Source organism: Teichococcus aerophilus (genome assembly GCF_014490485.1).
Classification (GTDB): Bacteria; Pseudomonadota; Alphaproteobacteria; order Acetobacterales; family Acetobacteraceae; genus Pseudoroseomonas; species Pseudoroseomonas aerophila.
Window position 1 is genome coordinate 76,925 of the sequence record NZ_JACTVA010000010.1, and the last position, 12,380, is coordinate 89,304.

Sequence of the window (12,380 nt, forward strand, 5' to 3'; positions counted from 1 at the left end):
CATCCGGAAGCCATCAGGGCGTATTGAGCAGTCCCTGAACGATCCAAAAACCCGCAGAAAAAGAAGGGGTCCAGGGGAATTCCTTCCCCTGGCCTTTCCCTCTCACGCCGGCAGCAGCGGGCGCACCCGGGTCATCGTGCGTTCCACCGCCTGTTCGGGTGTACTGCGGCCGAGCACGGCGGATTGCACTTCCTCGACGAAGATGGCCTCGGCGCGGCTGGCTTCGGCGAAGGCGGGGAATGGGACGCGGGCGCTGGCCAGGGCGGCGGCTTCCACCTTGGCGACCGGGTTGGCCTCGGCGAAGGTGGCGTCGGCGTAGGTGGAGAGGCGGACGGGGCCGTTGCCGTTGCGGGCCGCGCCGGTAGTGACGGCGGGCGAGGACATGGCGCGGATGAAGCTCCACGCCAGGGCCTTGTCCCGCGCGTTGCGGGGGATGGACATGGACCAGAACTCCACCGCCGCCGCCATCTTCAGGCCGGCGGGCGAGGTGGTGGAGACCGGCATCTCCATCGCCTCGATCTGGCCGGGGAAGCGGGATTGCTCGGCGCGGTTGAGCTGGGCGTGGCGGCTGAAGGGCAGGATGGCGAAGGCGGCGCGGCCCTGCTGCAGCCAGGTGACCTGGTCCTCGTTGGTGGTGGTGGCGTAGCCGCGTGGCAGGGAGCCGGCTTCGAACATGCCGCGGATGACGGCGATGGCTTTCACCATCGCATCCGGGTCCGGCAACAGCTTGCGGTCGGGGGTGATGAAGTCGCCGCCGAAGGCGCGGGCGAACATCACCGGATAGGCTGCCAGCGCCGCCGTCATCACCATGCCGGTGACAGGCGCGGCGCCGGAGGGGCGGAAGGTGAGTTGCCTGGCCTGATCGACCAGTTCCTCCAGGCTGCGCGGCGGGGCGGCGATGCCGCGCTGTTCCAGCAGCGCCTTGTTGTAGAACAGGCCGTTGGTGGCGTGGCGCACCGGCACGGCGATGGTGTGGCCGCCTACGCGCATGGCCTCCCGCAACCCGGGGGCGATGTCTTCCCACTGCTCGATGGGGGCGGAGGCCAGCAGGCTGTCCAGCGGTTCCAGCAGGTTGCCGACTTCCGGGGTGGCGCGGCTGTTCAGCAGGTAGCCGATGCCGAAATCGGTGGCGGGCAGGCTGGCCTCGCGCAGCAGGCGGTCCTGCAGCGGGGCGATATCCGCCGTGGTCCAGGACAGTTCGGCATTCTGCTGGCGGCGCCAGTCGGCGGTCAGGTCCCCCGCAGCGCCTTGGGTAAGCACCTGCTGATGCACGCGGTGGGAGAGGATGTCGAGCCGCCGGGCCTGGGCACGGGCCAGGGAGGGCGCGGCGAGCAGGGCGGCGGTGGTGCCGAGTATGGCACGGCGGGTCAGGCGCATCGGGTCTTTCTCCATTCCTCGGCGGGCCGGTTGACCGGTCCTCATTATGTCGGGGCGTGATCGTCGCGGGGCGTACAGTCAGACGTTCGCCAGGGCGTGCCCATGGCGGGCACGCCCTGGTTCAGCCTTTGGTGGCGCCGGCGGTGAGGCCGGCCACCAGGTATTTCTGCGTGATCCAGACGAAGAGCAGCACGGGCAGCAACTGCACCGTGGCGGCGGCGAACAGCGTGCCCCACTCGACGCCGTCGAAGCTGCCCACCACCTCGGCCAGGACCAGCGGCGCGGTCTTGGCGCGGGTGGAGGTGAAGACGAAGGCGAAGAGGAATTCGTTCCAGGCATAGACGGCGACGAAGACGGCGACAGCCATCATGCCCTGCGCCGCCAGCGGCATGATGATGCGCCAGAGCGTCGTCAGGCGGCCGGCGCCGTCCACCGCCGCGGCCTCGTCCATCTCCTTCGGGATCTGGTCGATGAAGGCGCGCATGACGAAGCTGCCGAGCGAGACGAAGAAGGTGGCGTAGAGCACCGCCAGCAGCACATGCGTATCCTGCAGCCCCAGCGCGTTGGCGACGGGGAAGAGTGGCAGGGTGGTGACGATGGGCGGGATCAGCCGCACCACGATCAGCAGGAAGGCGGAGCCGGCCAGCCAGCGCGCGCGGAAGCGGGAATAGGCGTAGCCGGCGAGCAGGCTGGCGAAGACGGCGATGACGGTGGCCAGCGCGGTGATGATGACGCTGTTGCCCAATGCCTTGAAGAAATCCGGCCAGTGCTGCCACAGCGAGACATAGTGTTGGAAGGTTGGCTGGAAGGTCAGGCGCGGCGGCACGGCGAAGATCTCGCCCTCCGGCTTGAAGGAGGAGGAGACGATCAGCGCGATCGGGCCCAACGACCAGAGCAGGATGGCCAGCACTGCCAGCAGCTTCAGGGTGCCGAGCAGCAGCTGGCGGGGGAGCGACCTACGCATCGCCGCGCTGCTCCTTCGCCAGGCGCCACAGATAGGGCGCGGCCATCAGAAGGGAGGCGACGACCATGATCCAGCCGGTCGCGGCCGCGCCGCCGAAGGCGTTGTAGCGGAAGGCTTCCAGGTACAGGTACACGGCCACCACCTCCGTGCTGCGGGCGGGGCCGCCGCCGGTGAGCAGCCAGACCTCGCTGAACAGGCGGAAGGCGAAGATCAGCCGGAACAGCATGGCCATCAGCATCGCCGGCATCAGCAGCGGCAGGGTGACGTTGCGGAAGGTCTGCCAGACGCTGGCGCCGTCGATCTTCGCGGCCTCGTACACCTCCCCCGGCAGGGCCAGGCGGGCGGCGTAGAGGATCATGAAGGTGAAGGGCAGGTGCATCCAGATGGAGAGCAGCGAGACCAGCACCAGCCCGTGCGCGGGGGTGACGGCCCATTCCAGCCCGGGCAGGCCCAGCAGGTTGAGCAGGTAGGAGACGTGGCCGACATCGGGGTCGAACAGGAAGCGCCACATGACCACGGCCGCGACCTCGCTGACCGCGTAGGGCGCGAGGACGCAGGCGATCAGCAGGCGGCGGAACGGCAGCCCCTGCGCGAAGAGCAGCGCCATGCCGAGGCCGAGCAACAGCTCCAGATGCACCACCACCAGCACGACGATGGCGGTGTTGCCGAGGGCGCGCCAGAAATAGCCGTCCGAGAGGATGCGCGCGTAGTTCTCCCACCCCACGAAGCGGGCATCGGCGCCGAAGCTGGAGCTGTGGAAGGAGAGCCAGGCCAGGTAGACCGAGGGCACCACCAGCACCGCCCAGATCATCGCCTGGGTCGGTGCCACCAGCAGGAAGCGCGTGAGGAAGTTCTCCCGCATGAAGCGCTATTCCTTCAGGTGCAGGGTGACGAGCAGCGTGATCTCCGCCCCCGCCGGCAGATCCGCCGCCAGGCGCAGCCAGCCGCCGAAATGGGCGACGCGGGCGAAGGCGACGGCGTCGGTGTTGTCCGGGAAGGTCAGGCGCGTGCCTTCATCCGCCCAGTGCATGCCATCCGCGCTGATCTGCACCCGCGCGGTGACGCTGCTGGGCACGGCGGGCGGCTTCAGGGCGCGAACGAAGACGATGGCTTCCTTCGCCCAGCCGCATTCATACGGCTCGGTGGCCGCGCGGCCCTGCCAGGTCTCGTTGCGGCAGACAACGGCGGCGACATTCTGTGCCAGCATGGTCAGAACTCCCCGGAGAGGCAGACGCCGTCGATGGCCAGCGAGGCGCGCTTGTCCGTATCGGTCTCGACGAAGAAGACGATGTTCAGCATGCACCACAGGTTGCGCCAGGCGGGCATGCGCATCGGCGCGAAGCCGGACATGTCGAACACCCGGTCGTTGATGCGGAAGCTGGTGGCCTGCCAGCGGGAGAGATCGAAGTCGAAGCAGGCGTAGTGCCAGTTCACCTTCGTCGCGATCTCGTTGTAGCAGAGGCGCTGTTCGCCGCCGGGCAGGTTCTCCCACCCCTCGGGCGAGAGGTGGTCGTGCGTCGCGGTCTTGCCGCTGTTGCCGAGGGCGCGGGAGGGTTGCAGGGCCTGCTTGAACTGCCAGCGCTGCACATGTTCGCCATCCAGCGCGTTCAGGAAGCGCAGGTGGGGCATGACGCGCTCGCCACCCGCATCGCTATCCCCCGACTGCAGGTCGTAGAGAAAACCGACGCTGCGGACATCGGTTTCGGAGAGCAGCAGCTCCGACGCCTCGGGTTTGAAGGTGAAGTAGAATTCCAGGCGGATGGGGCCGGCTTTGCGGAAGGTCAGCCGCTTGATGGCGGTGTTGCGGGCGCCCCGGCGCGGGCGGGTCTGTACCCGCAGGGCGTAGCCGCCATCCAGCCCGTTATGGCTGCCGGAATCCCAGTTGGGCAGCGTGCTGAGCATCGGGTGGCTGTGCTGCGCGTAAGCGGGCAGCATGGAATCCAACGAGCCCTCGTAATTGCCGACCAGCTGCGTCCAGCCACAGAAGCCACGGTCGAAATCATCGCAGAAGACGATGCGGGAGAGCGGGTCGAAACGGGACAAGGCGGGGTTGGCATCGCGCAGGGCGCGGCGGAGTGTCTCGGCATCCATCGATGTCATTCCTCGATCCTGAAGCGGTCCAGCGCACCGGGGCGCAGGGCCACGCCCAGGCCGGGTTGCTGCGGTACGGTGAGGCGGCCATCCTCCAGCTGCGTGACATCCCCTGCCGCCACGTCCGTCAGTTCCTGGCGGAGGGGGTTGTCGAAGACCATGCATTCGTAGGTCATGAAGCTCTCGGCGGCGGCAGCCAGGTGCAGGCTGGCGGCGGCGCAGATGGCACCGGACCAGCCGATATGCGGCGCGTAGGCGACATCGTGCAGCGCGGCGTGCTCGGCGATGCGCCACGTCTCGGTGATGCCGCCGGAACGGGCGACATCGGGCTGCACCAGGCCTAGCGTGTGGTCCACCACCAGCGCCGCCGACTGGCGGGCGACGAAATCGCTCTCCCCGGCCGCGAGGCGCAGCGGCAGGTGGGCGGCGAGGCGGCGGTAGCCGGCATGGTCGTCCGGGCGCAGCGGTTCCTCGAACCAGCCGTAATCCGCGTCGGCCAGGGCGCGGCCGACGCGCAGCGCGTCGGCGGTGTCGTAGGCCCAGTTGGCATCGACGCCGAGCAGGATGTCCGGCCCCGCCATGGCGCGGGCGCGGCGGACCCAGGCGATGGCCTCGCTGACCGGATGGCCGATCTTGAGCTTGATCTGGCGGAAGCCGCGGGCGAGCGCGGCCTCGACCTCCGCCTCCATCCGCGCCTGGCCGGCCCAGTTGATGGAGGAGGCGTAGGCATCCACCCTCTCCCGCCCCACCCCGCCCAGCAGGCGCCAGACCGGTTGGCCGGCGGCTTTACCGGCGAGGTCCCAGCAGGCGATGTCCAGCCCGGCGATGCATTCCACCAGCATGCCGCCGGTGCGGCCGGTGAGCGTGCCGCGCATGGCGTTCCATAGCGCGCGCCGGTCATGCGCGCTGCGGCCGATCAGCTTCGGCGCCAGGGCGGAGCGGATGAAGCGGGCATAGCCATCGGCGCCGCGCCGGGCGAGGCATTCGCCCAGGCCGGTCAGCCCGCTTTCCGTATGGATTTCGATGACGATCAGTTCCAGCGCGGGCCAATCGCCCTGGCTGGTGCGCTGTGCGGTGGGCAGGACGGCGCGCAATGGATGCGCCTCCACCTGCCGGATGAGCAGAGGATCGGCCACGGATGTTTCTCCCTGGCCTAGCCACTTATCGGATAAGTTGCTGAGTTGCAAGACGGGTCCGCAACGGTCTATGCTCCACGAATGAGTGATACTGCTTTGCGCGCCCTGGCCCCGCCCGAGACCGACGGCACCGAGATGTTCGCGGGGCCGATCCTCGCCCCGGTGCGGCTGACCGATGGCGTGATCAGCGCGTTGTCGGAAGCCATTCTTGACGGACGGCTGAAGCCGGGCGAGGCGCTGCCGGCGGAGGCCCGGCTGGCGGCGCGCTTCGGCGTCTCCAAGCAAGTGGTGCGGGAGGCGATGCGCCAGTTGGCGGCGCTGGGCGTGCTGCAGGTGGGCCAGGGGCGCGCCACCCGGGTGGTGGAGGCGCTGGATGCCCAGCCGCTGGCGCGCTTCTGGCGCTTTGCCGCCGGCGGCACCCGCGCCGGGCTGGCCGAGGCGGTGGAGCTGCGGCGGATGATCGAGCCCCAGGTGGCCCGGCTGGCCGCGCAGCACGCGACGCCGGAGGGGCTGGCGCAGCTGCGCCGCATCCTGGACCGCATGGCGGATGCGATGGGCGACATCCCGCGCTGGATCACCGCCGACCTGGATTTCCATGACCACCTGGCCGCGCTTTCCGGCAACCGGCTGGTGCGGTTGCAGGTGCATGGGTTGCGGCCGGTGATCGAGGAAGTGATGCGGCTGTTCAATGCGCGGGAGCCGCGCGGGCCGGCGGACTGGCAGGCGACCTGGGACCGGCACCGGCTGGTGGCCGATACCATTGCCGCGCAGGACCCGGAGGCGACCGAGCGCGCCATGCTGGCGCATTTCGCCGCCGCGGAGACCGCGATCGCCGAGCTGTTCCCATCGCGTGCCGCCGACCCGCCGGAGCGAACCACGCCCGGCTGAACCGGGCGGCAAGAAGGGAGGATACAACAATGAACATGATCACCCGCCGTGCCGGCCTGGCCATGGCGGGGCTGGCCACGCTGGCCCGCCCTTCCCTGCCCCGGGCGCAGGGGAATGCACCGCTGGCGGTGTTTTCCCACCGTGTGCACCAGACGGTGGCGACCGGCGCCGATGGCGGCGATGCCACCGCCCCCTTCACCCGCCAGACCGGCGCGCCGGCGCAATGGACCACGTTTGATATCGGCCCGCTATGGGACCGGCTGCAGCGCGAGGCCTCGCTCAGCGAAGGCAGTGTCGATGTCGGCTTCGTGCTGAACACGCAAGTGACGCCGCGCGCCGCCACCTTGTTCGAGCCGCTGGACGAGTGGATGCGGCGGGACCCGGTGGAGGCGCCGGACGATATCTTCCCCGGCCTGCTGGAGGGCTTCCGCGTCGGTGGGGCGGGGATCGCGATGCCGGTGCGGCACTCATCCTCCGGCCTGCACTACAATGCGGAGATCTTCGAGAAGCGCGGCATTGCCGGGCCGCCGCGCACGATCGAGGAACTGGCCGAGGTGGCGCGGCGCTGCACCTACCGCGATGGCGGGCCGCCTGTGGTGGGGCTGGTGATCCCGGGCGTGGCCTACCCGAATGTCATCGACATCGCGCGGGCGTGGGATGGCGACTTCGTCACCGCGGATTTCCGTTGCGTCGCCGACCAGCCGCCGATGGTCAACGCCATCCGCCTGCTGCGTGAGTTGTTCGAGGCCGGGGCCTTCCCGCGCAACTTCGCCACGTTGCAGGCCGAGGACGTGAATACCTGGATGCAGACCGGGCGCGCCGCGATGGCGCTGACGGGGATGAGCCGCAACCGTATCTACAACGACCCGCAGCGCGGGCGCTTTGCCGGCAAGATCCGCACGGTGGCCGTGCCGGTCAGCGAGAGCCTGAAGGACCGGTTCGACGTGGCGCCGGCTAAGGTGGAGTTCTGGGGCATGGCCATTCCGCGCAATGCCAGGCGCAAGGATCTGTCCTGGGCCTTCATCAAGACGCTGCTGACACGGCAGGCGACGCTGGGCATGGCGCTGGGTGGCAACGGCCCGGTGCGCGCCAGCACCTATGAGGATGCTCGGTTGAAGGAAGCCGTTTCCTACGCCGATGAGGAGCGGCGGGTGTTGCGGGTGGCGCGGGTGCCACTGCCGGCTTTCGACGAAGCGGCGCGGGCTGGCGACTTGTTCCGCGAGGAGGCGGAGGCGGCCGTGCTGGGCATGAGGACGCCGGAGGAAGCGATGCGCAGCCTGACGGCGCGGGTGGCACCCCTGCTGCCAAAGGTGTGATGGCGGATGGCGGGCACGGCCTAAGCCGAGAGGCGTGGCGGCGGGCGTTGCGGCCCGCCGCCAGTTCGGTTCACGGGTTGCCGGCGCCGTTGCCGGTACCAGCGCCGGCACCGCTGCCGTTCTGGCCGCCGCTGCCGCCTTCACCGCCGCCACGCAGGTTGCCCTGCCCGGCCGGCATCTGCGGGTTGCTGAAATTAGGCCCGCTGGGCGGCGCGATCGGCGGCGTGGAGGTACCGGCGCCGCAGGCGGACAGCGCCAGGATTGACGCGATGGCGAGTGCGGAAAGGGATTTCATGGAATTGCTCCGTCCAGGACTAGCACAACAACATTTCGGCGGGGAGCAGAGTTGCGCTGCCGGGCAGGTGCTGGCCCCGCCGTGCCGATGCGCGGGAACCTCGGCGGCTGCGGCCGATTAGGTTGTTGCCCCGTTCACGCAAGCGGCCTTCCGCCGCCGTGCCCGGGAGCCAACAGAGGACAACGCGCCATGGACGAAACGGAGCAGGACCTGCAGCAGCGCATCGAGGTGCGCGCCTATCAGCTCTGGGTGGAGGCCGGCATGCCGGAGGGCCAGGCGGAAGATTTCTGGCACCTCGCCCGTGCCCAGGTGGGCAGCGAGGCGCAGGATGACGAGGACACGTTGCGGCCGGAGGGGCAGGAAGCGCTGCACTGACCGATGGCGTGGCCGCGCTTCGCGCTGCGCGCCGCTATCTTCCGCTGCCACGCGTCATAGGCGGGCTATTGGGAATTTCCTCGCCAGCAAAAGGCGCCTTTGGAAGGCGTGGCGCTGCTGGCGGGGAGTTTTGCTTCGGTGAAGCGGAAGTTGATCAGACCAGGCTGGGCGTGATGCGCCAGAAGCCGCCATTCTGCGTGTCCGGGTGGCGCAGCCAGCGGTAGGTGGCGCAGACACTGCGGATCTGGATGGTCGGTCCACGCATGGTCAGGCGGGCCACCACGTGCTGCGGCAGGTAGGCACCTCGCAGATGGCGCTCCCACAGCATGTCCAGCAATGCGTCGCTCATCGACAACGGCACCGTCCGGCCCAAGGTCATATTATTCTTTTTTCGTAATGAATCCTTGTGTGTCTGTCCAATGAGAATTCTGTAATCCGCGTCATGCGACGCGGTGAACAGGCAAGCCGCCGCGTGGGGAACCCAGGGTGGCGGCGGTGGTTCGGTTGGTTGGACCGATCTGGGAGGATCGCGATGAAGCTTGCACTCGGCCATACCGTGGCTGCCGCTGCGATGATGGTGGCACAGGCGGCCTGCGCCCAGCCTACGACGCCGCCGACCACACCGCCGACCCAGCCCCCGGCGGCGCCAGGGCTGGGGCCGACGCCCAACCCGGAGCGCCCGGGCATGACGCCGCCCGAGCGAGGCGTGATTCGCCCGCCTGCCAATGTCGACCCCGAGATGCGGGTGTTGACGCCGGACCCCCTGCCCGGCCGCACCCCAGTGGTGCCGCCGCCGGCCAACACGCCGGACCGGCCGCGCGTGGAGCCACGCTGACCGGGCCAGGACCCTGCTGTCCTGCGCTGGTGTGTTGGCAAATGAGCAGGTTCTGCGCGCAGGCCTTTATCGCCTGCGGCACGAGGTCAGGGGCAGCCGGCGCCGCTCAACCCGGGCGCCGCTCTGGATGACGGTTCTGCTACTTCGGGTTGCAAGCCCCGCATGGCAGCCCAGGGTAAATGTTGCCGCATCGTTACCTTCTGGCCTGCTAATCCGCGCTCCCATGACGCAGGCGTTCAAGACGAAGGTTCTCAAGGTCATCGGCATCGATACCGATGGCTGGCTCATCTCGCAGTACCGGGGTGTGCGCGTGCTCTCCCTCGGCATACAGCATGTGCTGGATCTGCCAGGGCACCCTTTCGACGGCATGTCTCTGGGCAACGCTCGTGCCTGGATCAGGGTTATCGATATCTGGCTGGATAGCCGGGACATTCCGCTGACCTTGCAGGGCTGCCTGCAAAGAGCCGGCGCGACCATGCCGGCGGCGATTGCCGCCCAGGAAGGAGAAGCCCGTGAGCAGACACGTCATTCAGGTGCTGAGCGCTAGCGGCGCGTGGAGGGTGAAGAACGGCGCCGCCGAGACATCCTATCCGAACAAGAACGATGCCATCGCCAAGGCCAGGGCAGAGGCCAAGGCCATCCATGATGGTGGCGGATTGTCGCAGGTGCTGGTGCAGAAGGCGGATGGCACCTGGCAAACCGAGTACACCTACGGTGACGACCCGCGCGACATCAAAGGCTGAAACGACAAAGCCCCGCGGCAGTGCCTGCGGGGCTTTTTTGAGCGAACCGAAAGATGCGCCCCCACGCGCGATGAAGCACGAGGCAAGGAGCAGTATCAATGGTTCTAAGGAAGACACCGAACCGGGCTGGAAGGCGGAGCCCTCCGAGCCGGCAACGCACTCACGTTCAACGAGAAGTGAGAGATGGCGTCCCCTAGGGGAAACGACGACGCCGCAGAAAATTCACGCTAAAACAAGCGGATACGGACCCGGCTTGGGCGAATAATGGATCACCCTGCCGGACCACCGCAAGAGGCTTCCCGCGAATTGCTGGGGTCCCATTGACGGGCCGGAACCTTGCTCAAGACGTTTGCGAACGCCTTCCGGGGATCAGACCCTAGCAGCAGCGCCGCGGCGTGCGGGTGCGTGAACTGAAGGACCTTCGCCGTGAACAGCCGCGGTTCGACCTCCAGGGCATCCGCGAAGGCAAGCATCCGATCTGGCGGTAGAGAGTTCCGGCCGGTCTCAATCGCGCTGATCCCCGAGCAGCCATCCATTCCGACGAGTTCGGCTAGCTGACGCTGGGTTAGCCCTACTTTGGCCCGGAGACCCTGTAGCCACCGCCCGAGCTCAACCCGGTACTCCGCGCCAGCCGGGCCGCGGTGACTGAGTGGGTTCGAGAAGGCGGGCATAACGGGCGGTCTCCGGGATAGGTCACGATTCTAGGGCTTGGAGCCGCCTGACGCCACCGCCCGGCCGGCCCCGGGGTGGCGGGTAGAGGCAACGTGAAAAAGAACCGGTCTCTGAAGGAACGACCGCTGGATTTGACCCCGTGGGGGTTCGAACGGCGACGACCAACCGACAATAACAACAACAACCCTTTAGCGGCTTTTTTGAAACGGCTGCTTGGAAACAGGGGGTGGGGGTCGTTCCGGAAGCCGAGTGCCGGTCGAGCGCCCGACTACAGACCCCCGGGCAGCCGGACCGTTCCTCGCGACCGCCCTTCCCGACAGAGCCCGCGCCCGCCATCCGCCCCGCCCTGCCCTGCCCTGCCCTGCCGCCGAATCAATAGGGCTTGCCCATACGATAGAGCCGGAACGCTGGCATTAAGCGCAAGAAAGCCGATCATTAGGGTTGCGTTCTGCCTTTTGATGCGATTATATCATTACATCTTTGACCCTAAAGATTGGATCGGCCGTGCTCGTTGGATACGCCAGAACTTCCACCGTCGACCAGGACGCCGGCCTTGCCGCCCAGGTTCGGGACCTCGAAGCGGCGGGCTGTGAGAAGGTCTTCGCCGAAAAGGTGTCGTCGGTCGCCACCCAGCGCCCCCAGCTTGCCAGCGCATTGGACTTCCTAAGAGAGGGCGACACGCTGGTTATCGCCAAGCCCGACCGGCTGGCGCGCTCGACGACTGACCTACTGGCCATCGTAGCGAAGCTGGAGGCAAAGGGCGTGGCGCTTCTGGTCCAGTCGATGGGCGGCGAGCCTATGAGTACCCGAGGCCCGACCGGCAAGCTCATGCTGACCATGCTCGCGGCGTTCGCCGAGTTCGAACGCGCATTGATGCTGGAGCGGCAAAAGGAAGGCATCGCAAAGGCCAAGGCAGAGGGGGTTTACAAGGGCCGTGCCCCGACTGCCCGCGCGAAGGCCGCCGAGGTCCTCGCCATGCAAGCCCAGGGTGTGCCCGTGGTCGAGATCGCTAAGCGTCTTGAGATTGGCGTGGCAAGCGCCTTCCGTATCCTGCGGGACGCAAAGGCCGCGGCTGCGGCGGAGACCCCTGCATCGCTGGGCTAGTTGGGTACTTCGCCCAGAAACCCTTCAAGGTTCGCGGGGAAGCACGTTGCCTTCGCCCTGCCCACTCGCAGACTTCACCCTGGCCGTGACTGTCGGCCTTCCAAAGGAAGCTCATGATGCGCGACACGCAGCTTGGCTGGTTTGACACGACCCTGGGCATCAACGCTGCCGATCTATCAGAGGGCCATTCGTTTGTCGGCCGGAACGCCGGATGGCTCGCGGAGCCCATTCTGGCGGAAGACGGCCAGTGGCTCGCGCTGTCCCCGCCGCATCGTGACGACGTGGTCTTCAGCGTAACCCGTTCGGGGGCATGGCTGCATGCCGTGAACCTCGATAGCCAGGCCGAGGTGGGCGTCTTCGCGACGATGGCGGAAGCGCTCCAAGGGTGCCTGTTGGACGCTGGCCGGGATGTCGTGGCGTAGAGGATGAGCAGGAACCCTCAACGGGTGCCACCATGATTGCTCCAAGCCTTGTAAAGGCTGGTATCGAATTGGGACCGATTCGGCCTTGATGAAGGACACCATCGGGGAACTTCTCTCTCTTTTAGTTGAACGGACTCTTGCGGCCGACTCGTTGCCTGCTAG

At 67.8% G+C, this 12,380-nt stretch carries 17 protein-coding genes; 8 read left to right on the forward strand and 9 right to left on the reverse strand.

The window, feature by feature from the left end; genetic code table 11:
- Window positions 1–102: 102 nt before the first annotated feature.
- The 6 genes from IBL26_RS08175 to IBL26_RS08200 all read right to left on the reverse strand — a co-directional run bounded on the left by IBL26_RS08175 (window position 103) and on the right by IBL26_RS08200 (window position 5,568).
- Entirely contained in the window at window positions 103–1,377 is a 1,275-nt protein-coding gene (locus IBL26_RS08175; protein ID WP_206684170.1) for an ABC transporter substrate-binding protein, read from the reverse strand.
- A gap of 121 nt (window positions 1,378–1,498) precedes the next feature.
- Window positions 1,499–2,341, reverse strand: a complete 843-nt coding sequence (locus tag IBL26_RS08180) for a carbohydrate ABC transporter permease (RefSeq protein ID WP_187783980.1) — start codon at window positions 2,339–2,341, stop codon at window positions 1,499–1,501.
- Complete coding sequence (locus IBL26_RS08185; RefSeq protein ID WP_187783981.1) at window positions 2,334–3,203, reverse strand: carbohydrate ABC transporter permease; 870 nt, start codon at window positions 3,201–3,203, stop codon at window positions 2,334–2,336. Before IBL26_RS08185 ends, IBL26_RS08180 begins: the two co-directional genes overlap by 8 nt.
- Window positions 3,204–3,209: 6 nt before the next feature.
- Entirely contained in the window at window positions 3,210–3,548 is a 339-nt protein-coding gene (locus tag IBL26_RS08190) for a hypothetical protein (RefSeq protein WP_187783982.1), read from the reverse strand.
- A 2-nt stretch (window positions 3,549–3,550) separates the two neighbouring features.
- Entirely contained in the window at window positions 3,551–4,441 is an 891-nt protein-coding gene (locus tag IBL26_RS08195; RefSeq protein WP_241749143.1) for a DUF6772 family protein, read from the reverse strand.
- On the reverse strand, window positions 4,438–5,568 hold the full coding sequence (locus IBL26_RS08200; RefSeq protein WP_367615395.1) for a mandelate racemase/muconate lactonizing enzyme family protein: 1,131 nt from the start codon (window positions 5,566–5,568) through the stop codon (window positions 4,438–4,440). The genes IBL26_RS08195 and IBL26_RS08200 overlap by 4 nt, the downstream gene beginning before the upstream one ends.
- A gap of 81 nt (window positions 5,569–5,649) precedes the next feature.
- Between IBL26_RS08200 and IBL26_RS25880 the strand changes: the two genes are divergently transcribed.
- Window positions 5,650–6,456: a FadR/GntR family transcriptional regulator gene (locus tag IBL26_RS25880; protein WP_187783983.1), complete on the forward strand. Its 807-nt coding sequence runs from the start codon at window positions 5,650–5,652 to the stop codon at window positions 6,454–6,456.
- 29 nt (window positions 6,457–6,485) lie between these two features.
- A complete protein-coding gene (locus IBL26_RS08210) occupies window positions 6,486–7,772 on the forward strand; it encodes an ABC transporter substrate-binding protein (protein ID WP_187783984.1) in 1,287 nt (428 codons plus the stop codon).
- A gap of 70 nt (window positions 7,773–7,842) precedes the next feature.
- Here IBL26_RS08210 and IBL26_RS08215 read toward each other — a convergent pair whose 3' ends face one another.
- Complete coding sequence (locus IBL26_RS08215; protein ID WP_187783985.1) at window positions 7,843–8,067, reverse strand: hypothetical protein; 225 nt, start codon at window positions 8,065–8,067, stop codon at window positions 7,843–7,845.
- A 189-nt stretch (window positions 8,068–8,256) separates the two neighbouring features.
- On the opposite strand from IBL26_RS08215, the gene IBL26_RS08220 reads away from it, so the two are divergent.
- Complete coding sequence (locus IBL26_RS08220) at window positions 8,257–8,442, forward strand: DUF2934 domain-containing protein (RefSeq protein WP_187783986.1); 186 nt, start codon at window positions 8,257–8,259, stop codon at window positions 8,440–8,442.
- Window positions 8,443–8,596: 154 nt separating this feature from the next.
- Here IBL26_RS08220 and IBL26_RS08225 read toward each other — a convergent pair whose 3' ends face one another.
- Window positions 8,597–8,821: a hypothetical protein gene (locus IBL26_RS08225; RefSeq protein ID WP_187783987.1), complete on the reverse strand. Its 225-nt coding sequence runs from the start codon at window positions 8,819–8,821 to the stop codon at window positions 8,597–8,599.
- A 153-nt stretch (window positions 8,822–8,974) separates the two neighbouring features.
- Here IBL26_RS08225 and IBL26_RS08230 point away from each other — a divergent pair, with 153 nt between their 5' ends.
- The 3 genes from IBL26_RS08230 to IBL26_RS08240 all read left to right on the forward strand — a co-directional run bounded on the left by IBL26_RS08230 (window position 8,975) and on the right by IBL26_RS08240 (window position 10,020).
- Entirely contained in the window at window positions 8,975–9,277 is a 303-nt protein-coding gene (locus tag IBL26_RS08230) for a hypothetical protein (protein WP_187783988.1), read from the forward strand.
- Between the two features lie 223 nt (window positions 9,278–9,500).
- Window positions 9,501–9,824 carry a hypothetical protein gene (locus tag IBL26_RS08235; protein WP_187783989.1) on the forward strand — a complete coding sequence of 108 codons (324 nt, stop codon included), beginning with the start codon at window positions 9,501–9,503 and terminating at the stop codon, window positions 9,822–9,824.
- The gene (locus tag IBL26_RS08240; protein ID WP_187783990.1) at window positions 9,790–10,020 is read left to right on the forward strand and encodes a DUF2188 domain-containing protein; all 231 of its coding nucleotides are present in this window, start codon (window positions 9,790–9,792) and stop codon (window positions 10,018–10,020) included. The genes IBL26_RS08235 and IBL26_RS08240 overlap by 35 nt, the downstream gene beginning before the upstream one ends.
- A gap of 269 nt (window positions 10,021–10,289) precedes the next feature.
- Here IBL26_RS08240 and IBL26_RS26065 read toward each other — a convergent pair whose 3' ends face one another.
- The gene (locus tag IBL26_RS26065) at window positions 10,290–10,691 is read right to left on the reverse strand and encodes a helix-turn-helix domain-containing protein (protein ID WP_187783991.1); all 402 of its coding nucleotides are present in this window, start codon (window positions 10,689–10,691) and stop codon (window positions 10,290–10,292) included.
- A 505-nt stretch (window positions 10,692–11,196) separates the two neighbouring features.
- On the opposite strand from IBL26_RS26065, the gene IBL26_RS08250 reads away from it, so the two are divergent.
- Together IBL26_RS08250 and IBL26_RS08255 are read left to right on the forward strand one after the other, a co-directional pair.
- Window positions 11,197–11,796 (forward strand): recombinase family protein, encoded by a 600-nt coding sequence (locus IBL26_RS08250; RefSeq protein WP_187783992.1) that lies wholly within the window; start codon window positions 11,197–11,199, stop codon window positions 11,794–11,796.
- 116 nt (window positions 11,797–11,912) lie between these two features.
- On the forward strand, window positions 11,913–12,218 hold the full coding sequence (locus tag IBL26_RS08255) for a hypothetical protein (RefSeq protein WP_187783993.1): 306 nt from the start codon (window positions 11,913–11,915) through the stop codon (window positions 12,216–12,218).
- Window positions 12,219–12,380: the final 162 nt, after the last annotated feature.

Bases quoted from the DNA above. Each gene is read 5' to 3' on its own strand.
- IBL26_RS08175 (WP_206684170.1), bottom strand. From the start codon at position 1,377: ATGCGCCTGACCCGCCGTGCCATACTCGGCACCACCGCCGCCCTGCTC.
- IBL26_RS08180 (WP_187783980.1), bottom strand. From the start codon at position 2,341: ATGCGTAGGTCGCTCCCCCGCCAGCTGCTGCTCGGCACCCTGAAGCTG.
- IBL26_RS08185 (WP_187783981.1), bottom strand. From the start codon at position 3,203: ATGCGGGAGAACTTCCTCACGCGCTTCCTGCTGGTGGCACCGACCCAG.
- IBL26_RS08190 (WP_187783982.1), bottom strand. From the start codon at position 3,548: ATGCTGGCACAGAATGTCGCCGCCGTTGTCTGCCGCAACGAGACCTGG.
- IBL26_RS08195 (WP_241749143.1), bottom strand. From the start codon at position 4,441: ATGACATCGATGGATGCCGAGACACTCCGCCGCGCCCTGCGCGATGCC.
- IBL26_RS25880 (WP_187783983.1), top strand. From the start codon at position 5,650: ATGAGTGATACTGCTTTGCGCGCCCTGGCCCCGCCCGAGACCGACGGC.
- IBL26_RS08210 (WP_187783984.1), top strand. From the start codon at position 6,486: ATGAACATGATCACCCGCCGTGCCGGCCTGGCCATGGCGGGGCTGGCC.
- IBL26_RS08215 (WP_187783985.1), bottom strand. From the start codon at position 8,067: ATGAAATCCCTTTCCGCACTCGCCATCGCGTCAATCCTGGCGCTGTCC.
- IBL26_RS08220 (WP_187783986.1), top strand. From the start codon at position 8,257: ATGGACGAAACGGAGCAGGACCTGCAGCAGCGCATCGAGGTGCGCGCC.
- IBL26_RS08225 (WP_187783987.1), bottom strand. From the start codon at position 8,821: ATGACCTTGGGCCGGACGGTGCCGTTGTCGATGAGCGACGCATTGCTG.
- IBL26_RS08230 (WP_187783988.1), top strand. From the start codon at position 8,975: ATGAAGCTTGCACTCGGCCATACCGTGGCTGCCGCTGCGATGATGGTG.
- IBL26_RS08235 (WP_187783989.1), top strand. From the start codon at position 9,501: ATGACGCAGGCGTTCAAGACGAAGGTTCTCAAGGTCATCGGCATCGAT.
- IBL26_RS26065 (WP_187783991.1), bottom strand. From the start codon at position 10,691: ATGCCCGCCTTCTCGAACCCACTCAGTCACCGCGGCCCGGCTGGCGCG.
- IBL26_RS08255 (WP_187783993.1), top strand. From the start codon at position 11,913: ATGCGCGACACGCAGCTTGGCTGGTTTGACACGACCCTGGGCATCAAC.